Here is a 13926-nt window from a genome sequence, read left to right as displayed (position 1 = left end):
GCGGCTTTAGCCGGTTGCCGCGCCGATGGTCCCCGTACGACGTCGCGACTCCGGAATGCCGACGTCCGACGGCTGGTCGTCGTCCCGCTCGGCGACGTCCCCGACAATGCCGTGAAGGCGACCGTCAGTGCCCTGAGGGACAGCTTTAACCTTAAGGTGGAAACGGGTGCGGCGACCGGCCTCCCGAGGGCGGCTTACTATGAACCCCGCGAGAGGTTCCGGGCGGACAAACTGATCCCGTATCTTCAGACGCTGGGTTATCCGAAAGACGTCAAAGTGGTCGGGATCACGAACCAAGACATTTCGACGACCGCGCGAGGTCGTTACGACTGGGGCGTATTCGGTCTTGGCGCCTTAGACGGCGGGAGTTGCGTCGTGTCCACCTTCCGGTTGACTTCCCCAGGGCCGAAGTCTCCGGTCGACCGTCTTGCAGACGTCGTCGTCCATGAGGTCGGCCACACGTTCGGCCTGCCCCATTGCAAGACGCCACGGTGCCTGATGAGCGACGCGGGGGGATCGATCGAGACCGTGGACACGTCGACGGGCAAGTTCTGCCCTGAATGCCGCAAGAAACTGGGGCCGGTCGTCCGGTGAAGCGCATCGCCCGACGACCTTCCGCGTAGGAACGAGGAAGAGATGGCGCTACGGACCGATCAGAAAACGCTCCTTGCCGCAGGGGCCGCCTCGGTACTCCTTTGGGCCGTGCCCGCGTTCAGGTTCGTCGCCTTACCGCTGATCTACCTGAACACCCACGTCCACGAGTTGTGCCACGCGCTGATGGCTCTGGCGACGGGAGGACGGGTCGAGCACATTCTCGTGTTCTCGGGCGGGAACGGGGTCACGCCGGTATCAGGTGGTTCGATCCTGCTGACGGCTTCGGCCGGCTATGTCGGCGCGGCGGTCGTGGGCGGTGTGCTCGTGGGCGGGGCCCGGAGCGAAAAGGCGGCCAAGGGCGTCCTCTGGGCCGGGTGCGTGTTCATGGCCCTCAGCCTTCTCCTCTTCGTCCGAGGCGACATCGTCGGCCTTGTCAGCGGGGCGTTCTGGACGGCCGTCTTCGGCGTGGCCGCCGCGAAGTTGAAGCGGGAAGCCGCGATGTTCGCGGCAGGGTTCTTGGGCGTCCAAATGGCATTGACGAGCCTCGAAGCCCTTCTGGTCCTTCTGCGCCTGACGACCGTGCCGATGGTCGAGAACGACGCCCTGCTCCTTCAGAACGTGACAGGGGTCCCGAGCATCGTTTGGGCGGCGGGATGGTCCCTCTTCGGACTTGTTGCCGTTGTGTCGTCCCTGGCCGCCGCCTGGCGGCCCGCATCCCGAAAGGCACGTTCCACGTAATATGGGTGAAATGGCGAACGAAATCGTTCCCGGATTCACCGAGCAGCGGTCACTGACCGCCTATGTCAGGCCGAGTCCGCCGGCCAAAGGCTTCGCCAACGCCCTTCAACCGCTGATCTTCATCGGCGCGTCGTGTATCGGCTTTGGTGTCTTCGGTCCGCAGATCGCCACGGTCGGCGGCATCATCGGTTTTCTGAGTTCGGCCGTCGTGGGCGGACTTCTCGCCTACATGACCCGGATCGCTGCACAGTGGGAGAAGGCTCTCGTCTTCCGGCTGGGACGACTGGCCGCGGTGAAGGGTCCAGGGGTCTTCCTCGTCTTGCCGTTCGTCGACGCCGTCCGGACGGTCGACACCCGCATCCAGACGATCGACATTCCGCACCGCCAGGCGATCACCAAAGACAACGTTCCCGTGCGGATCGACGGCGTCATCTTCATGCGGGTCGACGACCCTTCCGCAGCGGTCGTCCGCGTCCAGAACTACACCCGCGCCGTCTTGGAGTACGCGCAGACCGCCCTGCGGGACGTGGTCGGCAGCATGACCTTGGACCAGATCCTTGCCGACCGCGAACTTCTCGGTCAGAAGGTCCAGACCATGGTCGAGACCGAAATCTCGGGCTGGGGGCTCGACGTGGCCGCGATCCGCATCCAGGACATCGAGTTACCGGAGGACCTCAAGCGCGTCATGGCCCGGCAAGCGTCGGCCGAACGTGAAAAGAGGGCGACGATCACGAAGGCAGAAGGAGACCGTGAGGCGGCCGAAAACTTGGCGGCCGCGGCACAGATGATGGCCCAGTCCCCCGGCGCTCTCCAATTGAGGACGCTCCAGTCGCTGGACAGCCTCGGCGTGTCTCCATCGAACACGATCGTCCTCGCCGTCCCGGTCGAGCTGACACAAGCGCTCGGAGCCATACCCCAGCTAGCGAAAGCTTTGAGCCCGAAGTCCGACCCTCCTGCCAAGGACGCTTGATTTGCGAAGGCTGTGGCAGGAGCGCCCCTGGCCGACACGCTCGGCGTTGACGGCGTTCGTCCTTTCGATGGTGGCGGTCGTGATCGCGACGTTTGTGGCCTGGAAAGACCCCGCAAGGGGCGGACGGCTGCCGGAACCCTATCGAAGCGATCTCCTCGCGAACGTCGTCGAAAACCTAGCCTTCTCTTGGTTCACTCTCGGTGCGCTTACGGCCGGGTTCGGCTGGATCGTAGGGCTGGCCATAGAGTCGTATCAGACCAATTGAGTCCGGGGAGGCCTGGTCCGCCCCGGTAAAATCAGGCCCGATGCTCGAAAAGCTCGCCGAAATCGAACGACGGTTCGAGGAGATCGAGGCGCAGCTTCAAGACCCTGGCGTCGTCTCGAACCCGAAAGAACTTCAACGCCTGGGCAAGGCCCGAGCCGAGATCCAAGACCTCGTCGGGGTCATCCGGGATTACCGCAAGACCCTGCAAGAACTTGAAGACGCCGAGACGCTTCTTTCCGACCCGGAAATGCGCGAACTCGCCCAAGCTGAGCTCGACCCGTTGAAAGCCAAGGTCGTCCGGCTGGAAGACGAGCTCAAGGTCATGCTCCTTCCGAAAGACCCGAACGACGAGAAGAGCGTCATCATCGAGATCCGACCGGCGGCAGGCGGCGATGAAGCCGGCCTCTTCGCGAACGAGCTCTTTAGGATGTACGCCCGTTACGCCGAGCGTCGCAAGTGGAAGTATGAGGTCATCGACCATGAAGAGAGCGGCATCGGCGGAGTGAGCAGGGTCGTCTTCGAGATCGACGCGGCGGGCGCTTACAGCCAACTGAAGCACGAGAGCGGCGTCCACCGGGTCCAGCGCGTCCCTGCGACGGAGAGCCAAGGCCGCACCCACACGTCCACCGTCACGGTCGCGGTCCTGCCTGAAGCCGAAGAGGCCGACATCGACGTGAACGAGAAAGACCTCGAGGTCAGCACGTTCCGCAGTTCGAGCGCGGGCGGGCAGCACATGCAGAAGAACGAGACAGCGATCAGGATCATCCACCGGCCGAGCGGGATCGTGGTGACCTGCCAGGACGAGCGGAGCCAGCAGCAGAACAAGTTGCGCGCGATGCAGGTCTTGCGTACGAAGCTCTACGAAGCCGAACAGGAACGGCTCGCGAAGGAGCGAGGCGAACTGCGCCGTGGCCAGATCGGTTCCGGCGACCGGAGCGAGAAGATCCGGACGTACCACTTCCCCCAGAGCCGCGTCACCGACCACCGGATCGGCAAAGACATGCACAACATCGCCGTGTTCATGGACGGCGACATCCAAGACATGATCGACGCTCTGAACCAGGAAGAGCGCGCTCGGAAGATTTCAGAGGAACTCGGTGCGGCGGCGGGCGCTTAACGACAAGAGGACGCCGAGTGGCTTATACTGAAGGGCATGTTGGCTTCCGTGGCCGCACTTTTCACGATCGCGAGCGCTCCGGTCTATAAGATCACCCCGCTTCCGTACATCGTTCTTCAAGCAAACGAAACAAGGTCGGTCCTTCTCCGACAAAGCCTCTCAGGACAAGACGCCTTTTGGGTTTACAGGAACGGAAAGACGTGGAAGCTCGCCATTCAGGACGGCGACGGTCCGAGCAAACTTCGTGAGAACGGCGAGGTGATCGGCACTTCGGACGAAACGGGAGAAATCCTCTCGTGGAGAGCGAGTCCATCGTCGGTCCACCACTATGCGCGGTATGTCGTCGGCAGGCCGAACGGACACGACGCAGGGTACGTCTATGGAAAGCTCCCCGATGGAAGCTACTATGGAATCGTAGAGGGCCTGTCCTTGATCTTTCCGGACTGGAGTTGGACGCGAATCGGCTACTACGATACTCAGGGTGGAGGCAGCGGAATTCGTCACGCGAACGATTTCGGCCAAGCCGCAGGACGGTCACAGTCGTACTTGAGCAGCTATCACGATTGGGCGGTGGTCTTTCTAGGGGGCACGGCCTTCGATCTCACGAAGGACATGAGGGTCGGAGGCGAGTCTCACTCCGGGATTTGGGTGAGTCCGGCAGGGAAGGTCGCCGTGCAAGTGGACTTCGGCGAGTTCAGTGACTCGCCTTGGAATTCCTATGTGTGGCGCAAACCAGGCGACTTCCAGAAATACCCGACTATCGCTGGAAACGACCAGATCTTCGTCGTATCGTTAAACGATTCAGAGCAAGCGGTGGGACGCATCAAGAAATACAACAATCCCGAGATACCTGCTGTGTGGGACGCATTCCAAGCGTACGACTTTCGTGACGTCAGCGATGCCGATGAACTCGGCCTGACTAGCATCAAGCTCCTTCAGATCATTAACGACAGCAGCATCTTCGGTTACGCTCAACAAGGCGGCGTGACCTACTCCTTCATGGCGACGCGCCAGTGATTGGCCGCTTTGACGCCTCCCGTAAGAAAACAGTATGAATTCGCCATAGGCATGACCTCGAAGGCTTCAGACGGCGAAGCTCGGGTTATCTTGATGGCACGACCGCACAGAGCTGGCGCGACCCCATGGTTCCGCCGATTGTCGGTGCGGTGCGACCGGTGAACTTCACGACACGGACACGCGGCTGGAACAGGACGATGGGCTCGGCACCGCCGTACAGCCACCTCGTCCTGTTTTGCGCTGCCTACGTCCTTGCGGGCGGCCTTGGTCAAGGCCTTGCGATCGTTCCCGGTGTCGCGATCACGTTTTGGCCGCCGGCCGGGATCTTCGTCGCGACGTTGCTCCGAAAGCCCCCGTCCGAGTGGGCGTGGTTCGTCGGTGCGGGATGCTTGGCCGAACTGACGTGCAACGCCGTTTGGTTCCACAACCCCGTCGGATTCGCGTTGGTGTACTTTGTCGCGAACACGCTCGAGGCCCTGACCGCAGCATGGCTCGTCCGAAAGGTCGTCCGACAGACTTTTCAACTCGCTTCGCTCGAAGAAGTCGCGGCGCTCGTCGTCCTGGGCGCGGGAGCGGCACCGATCGTCGGGGCGACGGTGATCGCGACGACGGACGCGCTGCGCGGCCGACACGCGTTCGGGACCGCTTGGCCGCTGGTCTGGCTCGGTGACGCGACAGGACTCTTGGTGTCCGCCCCCTTGACCGTCGTCCTGCTCCAGGTTTGGAGCCAACGGGGAAGGCTCAAAGCCTGGCGGGTTTTTGAAGCGGTCGCGACCTTTGCCCTGATCGTGTTCGCGACGGCCCTGGCCATCGGTGGCTCTTTACCGACCATGTACGCGGCGTTGCCGCCGGTCCTATGGGCTGCGGCCAGGTTCCGACTCAAAGGCGCGGCGATCGGCTTGTCGCTTGTGACGCTCGTGACGGCCGTGATGACGGCAAGCGGCCAAGGGCAGATCGTCGAAGGAGCCAACGTCCTCCAGAGCCACGTCGTGCTGCTGCAAGCGTTCCTCGGTATCTCCGCCGTGTCGGCGCTGATCGTCGCGTCGGTCTCGACCCAGCGTCAGCAGGCCCTGGACCGGGTCGCCGCTGCCAACCTCGACCTTGAAGCGCGTGTGGAGGAGCGTACGGCAGCGCTGCGCGAAAGCGAGAACCGATTGGCGTACTCGCTTCGGGCCGCAATGGCCGGAAGTTGGCATTGGGACGTCCCGACCGGCCGACTCTCTTGGTCGGAAGAGAACTACCGGCTCCTTGATATAGGCCCGGTCGGTCGAGACTTGGACTATTCGGACTGGACGTCGAGAGTCCATCCGGACGATCTCCCCAGGATGCAGGCAGCTGTCGACGATTTGGTCGAGGGGCGTTCGGACGAACTGCACGGCGAGTACCGCGTCGTCCGGAGTGACGGCACGTTCAGGTGGTTGCTAGGGTTGGGCAAGATCGAGCGAAGCGAAGACGGCGGTCCGCTTCAGGTCAGCGGATTGAACCTTGACATCACGGACCGGAAGCTCGCTGAAATGGCGCTCAAGGAAGCTGACCTCCGGAAGGACGAGTTCCTTGCGACGCTGGCCCACGAACTGCGTAACCCTCTCGCTCCGATCCGCAGCGGCCTCGACCTTCTCGAAATGACCCGCGATCCCGCGATCACGGACGAAGCGCGCCGCGTCATGGGCCGGCAACTCGGGCACCTGGTCCGGCTCGTCGACGACCTTCTCGACATCGCCCGCCTGCAGACCGGAAACATCACCCTCAGGGTGAAGCGGGTCGACCTCAGGACGGTCGTCCAGTCGGCTGTCGAAGCCGTGCGCCCTCTCGTGGAATCGCGCTCTCATACCGTCGTCGTCCACGTCCCCGGTGTGGCCGTCGACGTCGAAGGCGACGAGACCCGCCTCGTCCAAATCGTCGCCAACCTGCTCAACAATGCCGCCAAGTACACGGATCCAGGCGGCACACTCGAGGTCTCGGTCTTTGTGGCCGACGACCGTGCCGAGATCGTCGTGACCGATAACGGCATCGGAATCCGGCCGGACCAACTCGAGACGCTGTGGGACATGTACGCCCAGGTCCGGTCGAGCCGCGATCGGGCCGAGGGAGGATTGGGCATCGGACTGTCTCTCGTCCGCCGGCTCGTCGGGATGCACGGCGGATCGGTCTCGGCCCAAAGCGAAGGCCCCGGCAAAGGGAGCGCCTTCACCATCCGACTTCCATTGTCGGTATCCCTCCCCGTCCTGGAGCCCGATATCCTGACGGGGGTCGACGCTTCGCCGACCGGACCGGCCATGGAAAGGATCCTGATCATCGAGGACAACGCCGACGTCGCCCAGATGCTTTGCGCCTTGTTGCGGCACTCGGGACGGACGGCCGAGATCGCTCCGGACGGACGCACCGCGTTCGCGATCGGCCAGAAGTTCCGGCCGGATGCCGTTTTGTGCGACATCGGACTTCCTGACATGGACGGATTCGAAGTAGCGCGGCGGATAAGGGAACAGGACGGACTCCGGGACGTCCGCTTGATCGCCTTGACCGGCTGGGGTTCGGAAGACGATAAGCGTCGGGCCGTGGACGCGGGTTTCGACGGCCATCTCACGAAGCCCGTCGACTTGGACATGCTGGAACGGGTGCTTGGGCGCTCAACGTCCCAGACCGCTCAAGACGGACCAAGCGTCTTTTGACAGCGGTCGTCTCGACCCGGACGGACTTGCCTCGGCGGCCCGGGGATTCATCGGTGCAGGAGCGGCCAAGACTGGCACCTTCGTCCGTCATTCATCCCTCATCGCACCATTCTGGTCACGTCGACGGCCGCTCCACCGGCCTTGGCCGACCGCCATGCCGCTTCGGTGAGCCCGATGGTGTGAAGGCCGCACTCGAACGGTGCCAAGACCTCTGAACCACGGAGCACCGCGTCAACGAAGTTCGCCACAGGCGTGACGGGCGGGGGGAAACCGTCCACTTGCGTGACCTGTCCGGACGGGTCATGAAGCGTCACGCGGTCGGTCTCGATCACCACGGCAGCGTGTTCGAGCCAGACGTGGTGACGTTCGTGCCAGGCGCAAGAGTCGCCGATGACGGTCAAGGTCCCGAGCGCACCGCCCTCGAACTCGACGTTGACGACCGAGTCGATGTCGACTTCGGTGCCCCGGTGGTCCATGAAGGCAGAGACCCGTCGTGCCTGCAGGCCGGTGACCCAAAGCACCGCATCGATAAGGTGAGAGCCGCCGTCGTTGATTTGTCCTCCTCCGCTGACGTCGAGACGGTGGCGCCATGTGCCGGCACACAGCTGGTGCCACGGGCGGGCGAGGTGAGCGTTCACGCCGAGCACACGGCCGTATCGGCAAGACAGCACGGCTTCGCGCGCAAACTGGAAACGCCCCGTTCCGTGCCTCTGGTAGGCGACGGCGCCGACGACGCCGGCGCGGTCACGGGCGGCGATGGCGCTGCGGGCATCGGAGACGGAGAGGGCGAGCGGCTTTTCGACGAGGACGTGCTTGCCTGCCGCGATGGCGTCCAGCACTTGAGGCGCGTGGAAGCAGTGAGGGGAACAGACGATGACCGCGTCGACCGTCGGGTCGTCGAGGAGGGCGCCGTGGTCTTGGTAGACGGGAAGCCCTCCTAAGTGGGGGTATTCGGCGACCGTGTCGGCTATGGCCTGGTGGCGTGGGCTGCAAAGGGCGACGACTTCAGCGCCGGGAAGGTCGCGGACGAGCCCGATGTGGTGCCGCGAGTAGTCGCCGCAGCCGATGATCCCGATACGTAAGGCCATCGCCGGCTTAGAGCGACGCCACCGAAACGGGTGTCCCGCCTTGGGCCGCCGACTTCCAGGCTGCTTCAGTGAGTTCGATGGTCCGCAATCCGTACTCGAACGGAGCAAGAACCTCGACTCCACGAAGGACCGCATCGACGAAGTTCTGTTCGGGAGAGAGGTCGGCCGGCCAATGCGAAACACGCACGTGGCGGCCCTGCTCGTCGATGATCAGCAGATCCTGCTCTTCCAGGACAAAGGCCGATCTTTCGAGCCAAACATGATGGCGCTCGTGCCACAGGCAGGCGTCGCCGATCACCGTGAGCGTTCCGTACGCTCCGCCTTCGAACGCGATCGAGGTCACGGAATCGATGTCTACGGGGGTACCGCGGAAGTCCATCATCGACGACACCCGCGACGCTTTGAGCCCCGTGGCCCACAACAGGACGTCCACCATGTGCGAGCCGCTGTCCCCGATCATGCCGCCGCCCGAAAGCGCAGGGGCCTGGCGCCACGTACCGCCCGTGAACTGGAGCCATTGCTGGGTGAGGTGGGAGTTCAATCCGAGGATCCGACCGTGTCGTCCGGACGCGATCTCCTCTCGAAGGTAGCGGAACGTGGCCAGACCGTGCCGTTGATAGGAAACGGCGGCCACTTTGCCGTTCCGGTCCCGCGCTGCGATCAGGTCTCGGCAGTCGGCGGCCGTCGTCGCCAGAGGCTTGTCGACAAGGACATGGTATCCGGCATCCAGACAAGCCACAGCCTGGTCACGGTGAAGGGTGTGGGGGGTGCTGACGAGGACGGCGTCGAACCCGCCTGCCGCCAGCATTTGGCCCGTGTCGTCATAAGTGGGGACGCCACGCAGTTCTGGGAAGGCCTCCCGGGCCACATCGAACTGTGAACCGACGATGTCGCACAGGGCCGTGATTTCGGCCTCTTTGACGCTCTGGAACTGTCGAAAATGGTATCGGGCGAAGCTGCCGCAACCAATAACCCCGATTCTGACCTTATGGCTCACCGAAAGCGATTCTAGCCCAAGAAAATACGGGGGTCTGTTCGGCCGGTCGGCCTGTTAAGCGTGCTTGTGGAAAATTTGCCGTATAGTATTGCCTGTTCTTTTGCCGATCTCTTTTGATAGAGGGTGGTTGAATGACTGTCAAATCTCTTCCTTTGATTGCTGTCGTGATCTGCGTCGCCGGCTCCGCCACGGCCCGGGCCGACATCGGGCGGCTGTTGCCGTCGGTGAGCCGGCAGCTCGAACGTGCCGAAGCGTGCCTCGAGTCCGGGCGGCACGCCGAAGCCCAGGCTTACGCGGACTTAACGCTCCTGTCGCGCGACATCGGGGTGTCCGTGACGGGCGACGTCAACGGTATCGCCTGGTCGGCCCTTGAAGATTGGGAACAGGCGCTGGGCGGTCAAGTCCGGTTCGTCCCTGCGTCCCTGTCGCGGGCCGATCTGACGATCTCGTTCCGTCCGACCGTCGCGATGGCAGGTCGTGACGTCGTGGGAACGGCGACTTGCACCAGAGGCGTCCGCGAGTGGACGGGGGGCGTCTTCACCTATCGGGCGACCGGAAGCGTCGAAGTCGCGCTCTGCTCGCCGCTCGGGACGACGCTTTCTCCGGCGTCCCTCAAGCAAGCGACCATGCACGAGGTCGGACACTTCCTCGGCCTCGACGACACGTCCAAGGTCGGATCGCTGATGGGCCCGATCGACTTTGCGAAGACCGTTGCCGGGCCGACGTCGTCCGAGCTGACCGTGCTCGTGGACATGCGCGCCCAGGCCAATGTGATCCGGGATCGCGCCGTCATGGCCTTGACGCTGTCGTCCGGAGCCTTGCGCTAAGTCGCGTGTAGACTCGGGCCGCATGCGGCTCGACAGGATTCTTTGGTGCGCTGCCGCCATGGGGGCGGGAGCGCTCCTTTATGGAGCCCTCTTCGAAACGGACAAGCTCCGCGTCGAGCGGCGCAGGTTGATCGTCCCTCGCTGGCCTGCTCCGCTCGACGGCTATAAGGTCGCGGTCCTGGCCGACGCCCACGTCCGTGACCACCGTTCCGTCCTCTTGACCCAAAAGGCCGTCGAGTACGCGTTGATGGAGGAGCCGGACATGGTCGTGATCCCGGGAGACTCGATAGCTTACTGGAAGCGGGACGTGCTCGAACTCGTCGAGACCGCGTTCGCCGGGCTCAAAATGATGCACGGTCGGGCGGTGGCGGTGGCGGGCAACCATGATTACGCGGCCGGCGACGCCCGCTGGCTCGTGCCCGTCTTCGACCGATTGGGGGTCAAGATGCTGTTCAACGACGTGTTCCGGTTGGACGGGATCAACTGGGTCGGCGTCGACTCCGAGATCGCGGGGACGGCAGACCCCTACGACGCGATCCTTAAGAGCGACCCTGACGATCCGATCGTCGTCGTCTGGCACGAGCCCGACATGGTCGACGTCCTGCCCTTCGGTCCGGAACTCATGATCAGCGGGCACTCTCACGGAGGTCAGTTCACGACGCCTTGGGGTTGGGCCCCGGCCACGTCCCACCTGGGGCGAAAATACCTGCGCGGGTTCTATCCGCACGCGCCTGTTCCGCTTTACGTGTCGCGCGGGATAGGGACGACGGGCCCCCCCGCCCGGCTCTTCTGTACGCCGGAAGTATCGGTCCTGACCCTTCATGGCCGCCCCGTACGTCAGAATCCGTGAATGTCCACACGGGACAAACTGGTGCTGTTCGTGCTGTTCGGCGGCTTCGCGACCCTTGTCGTCGAAGTGCGGTACGAGCACCGTGAAGCCGTCCACGAAGCTTGGCAAGCGTGGATCCCGGTCTACTTTTCGGCCCTCGCCGCGTTGGCTTCGTTGGCGGCCATGGGAGCGAAGAGAGGTTTCCGCAAGTTCGTCAACGCCGTGTTCGCGTTAGGTTTGGCCGTCGGCGTGTTCGGACTCTACATGCACGTCCGCAAGGACGACGGCAACGTAGACGTCAGCAAGTTCGAGAAGTTCGTGTTCCCGGATAAGACCGTGTACTCGGATGAAAAGGACGTCCGCGGCAATCCGATCCCCACGTCGATCCGGCGGCCGCTCGCCGCTCCTATGGGGATCGCAGGCCTTTCCGCGATCGGTTTCTTGATGACTTCGGCGCTCTTTAAAGGTGGCCGTGGCGGCTCGAAGGACGCCTGAACCGCTCCCACCGGGCAACGGTACACTGCCTTCTTCCGCCCCGGTAGCTCAGTGGATAGAGCAGCGGCCTTCTAAGCCGTTTGTCGGAGGTTCGAGTCCTCTCCGGGGCGCCACTCCGGGCCTGGAACGATCAAAGCGTTCCAAGTGTGAAAACGCGACTGGTCGCGCCCGACCCACTAGGTAACCTCGATCGGATGAAACGGGCCGCACTGTCCGTCGCCGCTGGGGCGTGTGCCTTGGGACTGATCCTGGGAGGCTGTCAGTCAGGGCCGGCACCGGTCGCCGGGCGAAAGGTCGAGCCGGGCGCACCCTACGGGGTCTCGATCTGGAGTCGGACGTTCGAACCTTCATCGACGACCAGCGAACCGGGACACAGGTGGTGCACGGCCGGCGTCTCGATCGAAAACCAGTCGCGGGAAAGGTTGACGTCGATGACGGTCGTGATGAAGCTGACCGAGGGTCGGCAAGTGATCTTTCAACAGGACGTCGCCCTCGACTCGTTCGTCGATCAGGATACGGGCGAGATCTGGCACAGCAGCCAACCCCGCTCGTTCTTCAAGGCCACGGGCCGGGTCTCCGTTCCGGAAGAGGTTTTGCGCCGGAACACGGGTTATTGGTACGACGTCGCCTCGACAGAGCGGGCGGACACCCTTGATTTCTCTGATCCTGAGAACATCGTCGCGGCGCTGAGGGCCGAGCGGTACGAGGAGGCTTACCGAGCGGTCAAAGCCAAACCGGCACTTGCGACCTCGACGACCGAGTCGGGCCATCAAGCCGTGCATTATGCGGCGTTGTCGGGCGACGAGCGGTTTCTCGAATTCCTTTTGGCGAACGGTGCCGACGTCGACGCGAAGACGCAGTGGGGCTTGACGCCCGCCAGCGTCACCGCTGGGCGAAGCGAACTTGATCCGAACAAAGCTCTTAAGGCGGTCCAGATGCTGAAGGACCACGGCGCTGACCTCAAAATCCCGACTCGAGGCGGAAGAACGACGTTGGACTTCGCCGTGAAGTCGGGAGGGCTGCAACTTTGCCGCTACCTGCTGAGCGAAGGGTTGGACCCGAACAAGGTCACAACGAACTGGACGACCCTGTACCGGGCCGTTTCCGCGAACCGCCCCGACGTGGTCGGACTCCTCCTCGAGTCCGGTTCGAAGCCGAACTTGCCGAACAAGCAGGGGAACACGCCGATGCACATGGCCGCCGAGTTGGAGACTCCCGACTGCCTGGCCCTGATGTCCCGCTATGGCGGCGACGTGAACGTGACAGGAGCCGACAAGACGACTCCCTTGCATATGGCGGTGAACGCGGGAAAGCTCAAATGCGTGACGTGGCTCCTCAGCCATGGAGCGAAAAAGAACGCGCGGTGCCGATACGGAACGGCCCGCGACATCGCTGTCGGCCGGAACAACCGTGAGATCGTCCAGATGCTCGACCGGGCTAAGTAGCCGCCGGACGCCGGGTCGGGTCTGGGGGTAAACCCGCCAGATGCCTCCCGCCTACGATACGCCCCTTGGCTGGGCGGTCCTTGTCGTGGCGGGCTTTGTCGCATCGAGCGTCAACGCCTTCGCAGGGGGCGGCACGCTCGTGTCGTTTCCGGCGTTGATCGGACTGGGGGTCGCGGAGCAAGCCGCCAACGCGACGAACTCGATGGCCCTGTGGCCGGGGTCGCTGTCTAGCGCCGTCGGGTTCAAGGACAAGTTCGCCGCGACCAAGCACCACTATCCTGTCTTAGTCCCGGCGACCGTGATCGGTGCCACCGCGGGTGCTTGGCTGATGATCGTCACGCCGTCCTCGACCTTCCGCGTCCTGATCCCGGTCTTGATCCTGCTCGCCACACTGATCTTGGCGTTCCAACCGAAGGTCAAGGCGTGGTTGACCGGTCCGCACGGTCGGACGTCGCGCTGGACCGGGGCCGTCCTTCAGTTCCTGATCAGCGTCTACGGAGGCTACTTCGGGGCAGGGATGGGCATCATGATGCTCGCCGCCATGGCGCTGTTCGTCGAAGGAGACATCCATGACCTCAACGCCTTGAAAAACACCTTGGCGGTGGTCATCAATGTGGTCGCGATGGGTTGGTTCCTTGCTAAGGGGCTCGTCCTCCTTGGCCCGTGCCTCGCCCTTATGGCAGGTGCGGTCGCAGGCGGATATGTCGCCGCCCGTGTGTCCCAAAAGGTCGCATCGGACAAGCTCCGCACGGTCGTCGTCGTCTACGGGCTCGCCATGTCAGCCTACTTTTTCTACCGGCTCGTCGGTGCGCGCTGACGGCCCGCGCCTGCGTGCGGCAGTCAGCAAAAGCACAATCGGCACGAAAACCTGTCGT

At 63.5% G+C, this 13926-nt stretch carries 14 protein-coding genes and 1 tRNA gene; 13 read left to right on the top strand and 2 right to left on the bottom strand.

All coding sequences use genetic code 11. From position 1 onward, the window contains the following. Nucleotides 1-111 precede the first annotated feature (111 nt). From JST30_15375 to JST30_15345, 7 genes are all read left to right on the top strand, one after another. Entirely contained in the window at nt 112-594 is a 483-nt protein-coding gene (locus JST30_15375; GenBank protein MBS1715708.1) for a hypothetical protein, read from the top strand. 42 nt (nt 595-636) lie between these two features. Then, entirely contained in the window at nt 637-1332 is a 696-nt protein-coding gene (locus JST30_15370; protein ID MBS1715707.1) for a M50 family metallopeptidase, read from the top strand. 1 nt (nt 1333) lies between these two features. Beyond that, nucleotides 1334-2302 (top strand): SPFH domain-containing protein, encoded by a 969-nt coding sequence (locus JST30_15365; protein ID MBS1715706.1) that lies wholly within the window; start codon nt 1334-1336, stop codon nt 2300-2302. A gap of 1 nt (nt 2303) precedes the next feature. Next, nucleotides 2304-2567, top strand: coding sequence for a hypothetical protein (locus JST30_15360; GenBank protein MBS1715705.1), 264 nt, complete (start codon nt 2304-2306; stop codon nt 2565-2567). A 40-nt stretch (nt 2568-2607) separates the two neighbouring features. Then, the gene (gene prfA / locus JST30_15355) at nt 2608-3684 is read left to right on the top strand and encodes a peptide chain release factor 1 (protein MBS1715704.1); all 1077 of its coding nucleotides are present in this window, start codon (nt 2608-2610) and stop codon (nt 3682-3684) included. A 36-nt stretch (nt 3685-3720) separates the two neighbouring features. After that, nucleotides 3721-4701: a hypothetical protein gene (locus JST30_15350; protein MBS1715703.1), complete on the top strand. Its 981-nt coding sequence runs from the start codon at nt 3721-3723 to the stop codon at nt 4699-4701. A 125-nt stretch (nt 4702-4826) separates the two neighbouring features. Then, nucleotides 4827-7370 carry an MASE1 domain-containing protein gene (locus tag JST30_15345; protein ID MBS1715702.1) on the top strand — a complete coding sequence of 848 codons (2544 nt, stop codon included), beginning with the start codon at nt 4827-4829 and terminating at the stop codon, nt 7368-7370. Between the two features lie 98 nt (nt 7371-7468). Here the strand turns inward: JST30_15345 and JST30_15340 are convergent, their stop codons facing one another. Then, the gene (locus tag JST30_15340; GenBank protein ID MBS1715701.1) at nt 7469-8458 is read right to left on the bottom strand and encodes a Gfo/Idh/MocA family oxidoreductase; all 990 of its coding nucleotides are present in this window, start codon (nt 8456-8458) and stop codon (nt 7469-7471) included. Between the two features lie 7 nt (nt 8459-8465). Next, nucleotides 8466-9455: a Gfo/Idh/MocA family oxidoreductase gene (locus JST30_15335; GenBank protein ID MBS1715700.1), complete on the bottom strand. Its 990-nt coding sequence runs from the start codon at nt 9453-9455 to the stop codon at nt 8466-8468. Between the two features lie 164 nt (nt 9456-9619). Between JST30_15335 and JST30_15330 the strand changes: the two genes are divergently transcribed. From JST30_15330 to JST30_15305, 6 genes are all read left to right on the top strand, one after another. Further along, nucleotides 9620-10282, top strand: coding sequence for a hypothetical protein (locus tag JST30_15330; GenBank protein MBS1715699.1), 663 nt, complete (start codon nt 9620-9622; stop codon nt 10280-10282). Between the two features lie 22 nt (nt 10283-10304). Continuing rightward, nucleotides 10305-11132, top strand: coding sequence for a metallophosphoesterase (locus JST30_15325; protein ID MBS1715698.1), 828 nt, complete (start codon nt 10305-10307; stop codon nt 11130-11132). Continuing rightward, nucleotides 11133-11606 carry a hypothetical protein gene (locus JST30_15320; protein MBS1715697.1) on the top strand — a complete coding sequence of 158 codons (474 nt, stop codon included), beginning with the start codon at nt 11133-11135 and terminating at the stop codon, nt 11604-11606. 37 nt (nt 11607-11643) lie between these two features. Beyond that, nucleotides 11644-11719, top strand: a tRNA-Arg gene (locus tag JST30_15315). An 81-nt stretch (nt 11720-11800) separates the two neighbouring features. Continuing rightward, nucleotides 11801-13051, top strand: coding sequence for an ankyrin repeat domain-containing protein (locus JST30_15310; GenBank protein MBS1715696.1), 1251 nt, complete (start codon nt 11801-11803; stop codon nt 13049-13051). A 40-nt stretch (nt 13052-13091) separates the two neighbouring features. After that, nucleotides 13092-13868 carry a sulfite exporter TauE/SafE family protein gene (locus JST30_15305; GenBank protein MBS1715695.1) on the top strand — a complete coding sequence of 259 codons (777 nt, stop codon included), beginning with the start codon at nt 13092-13094 and terminating at the stop codon, nt 13866-13868. The last annotated feature ends 58 nt before the right edge of the window (nt 13869-13926 follow it).

It is taken from the genome of Armatimonadota bacterium (assembly GCA_018268395.1).
GTDB lineage: Bacteria > Armatimonadota > Fimbriimonadia > Fimbriimonadales > Fimbriimonadaceae > JAEURO01.
The sequence above is the reverse complement of the archived record's forward strand: the minus strand, read 5'-3'. Positions and strand labels throughout refer to the sequence as shown.

What these genes read in the sequence shown, in the direction of transcription:
- JST30_15370 (MBS1715707.1), top strand. Translation starts at nt 637, where the DNA reads ATGGCGCTACGGACCGATCAGAAAACGCTCCTTGCCGCAGGGGCCGCC.
- JST30_15325 (MBS1715698.1), top strand. Translation starts at nt 10,305, where the DNA reads ATGCGGCTCGACAGGATTCTTTGGTGCGCTGCCGCCATGGGGGCGGGA.
- JST30_15310 (MBS1715696.1), top strand. Translation starts at nt 11,801, where the DNA reads ATGAAACGGGCCGCACTGTCCGTCGCCGCTGGGGCGTGTGCCTTGGGA.
- prfA (MBS1715704.1), top strand. Translation starts at nt 2,608, where the DNA reads ATGCTCGAAAAGCTCGCCGAAATCGAACGACGGTTCGAGGAGATCGAG.
- JST30_15350 (MBS1715703.1), top strand. Translation starts at nt 3,721, where the DNA reads ATGTTGGCTTCCGTGGCCGCACTTTTCACGATCGCGAGCGCTCCGGTC.
- JST30_15345 (MBS1715702.1), top strand. Translation starts at nt 4,827, where the DNA reads ATGGTTCCGCCGATTGTCGGTGCGGTGCGACCGGTGAACTTCACGACA.
- JST30_15305 (MBS1715695.1), top strand. Translation starts at nt 13,092, where the DNA reads ATGCCTCCCGCCTACGATACGCCCCTTGGCTGGGCGGTCCTTGTCGTG.
- JST30_15340 (MBS1715701.1), bottom strand. Translation starts at nt 8,458, where the DNA reads ATGGCCTTACGTATCGGGATCATCGGCTGCGGCGACTACTCGCGGCAC.
- JST30_15320 (MBS1715697.1), top strand. Translation starts at nt 11,133, where the DNA reads ATGTCCACACGGGACAAACTGGTGCTGTTCGTGCTGTTCGGCGGCTTC.
- JST30_15365 (MBS1715706.1), top strand. Translation starts at nt 1,334, where the DNA reads ATGGGTGAAATGGCGAACGAAATCGTTCCCGGATTCACCGAGCAGCGG.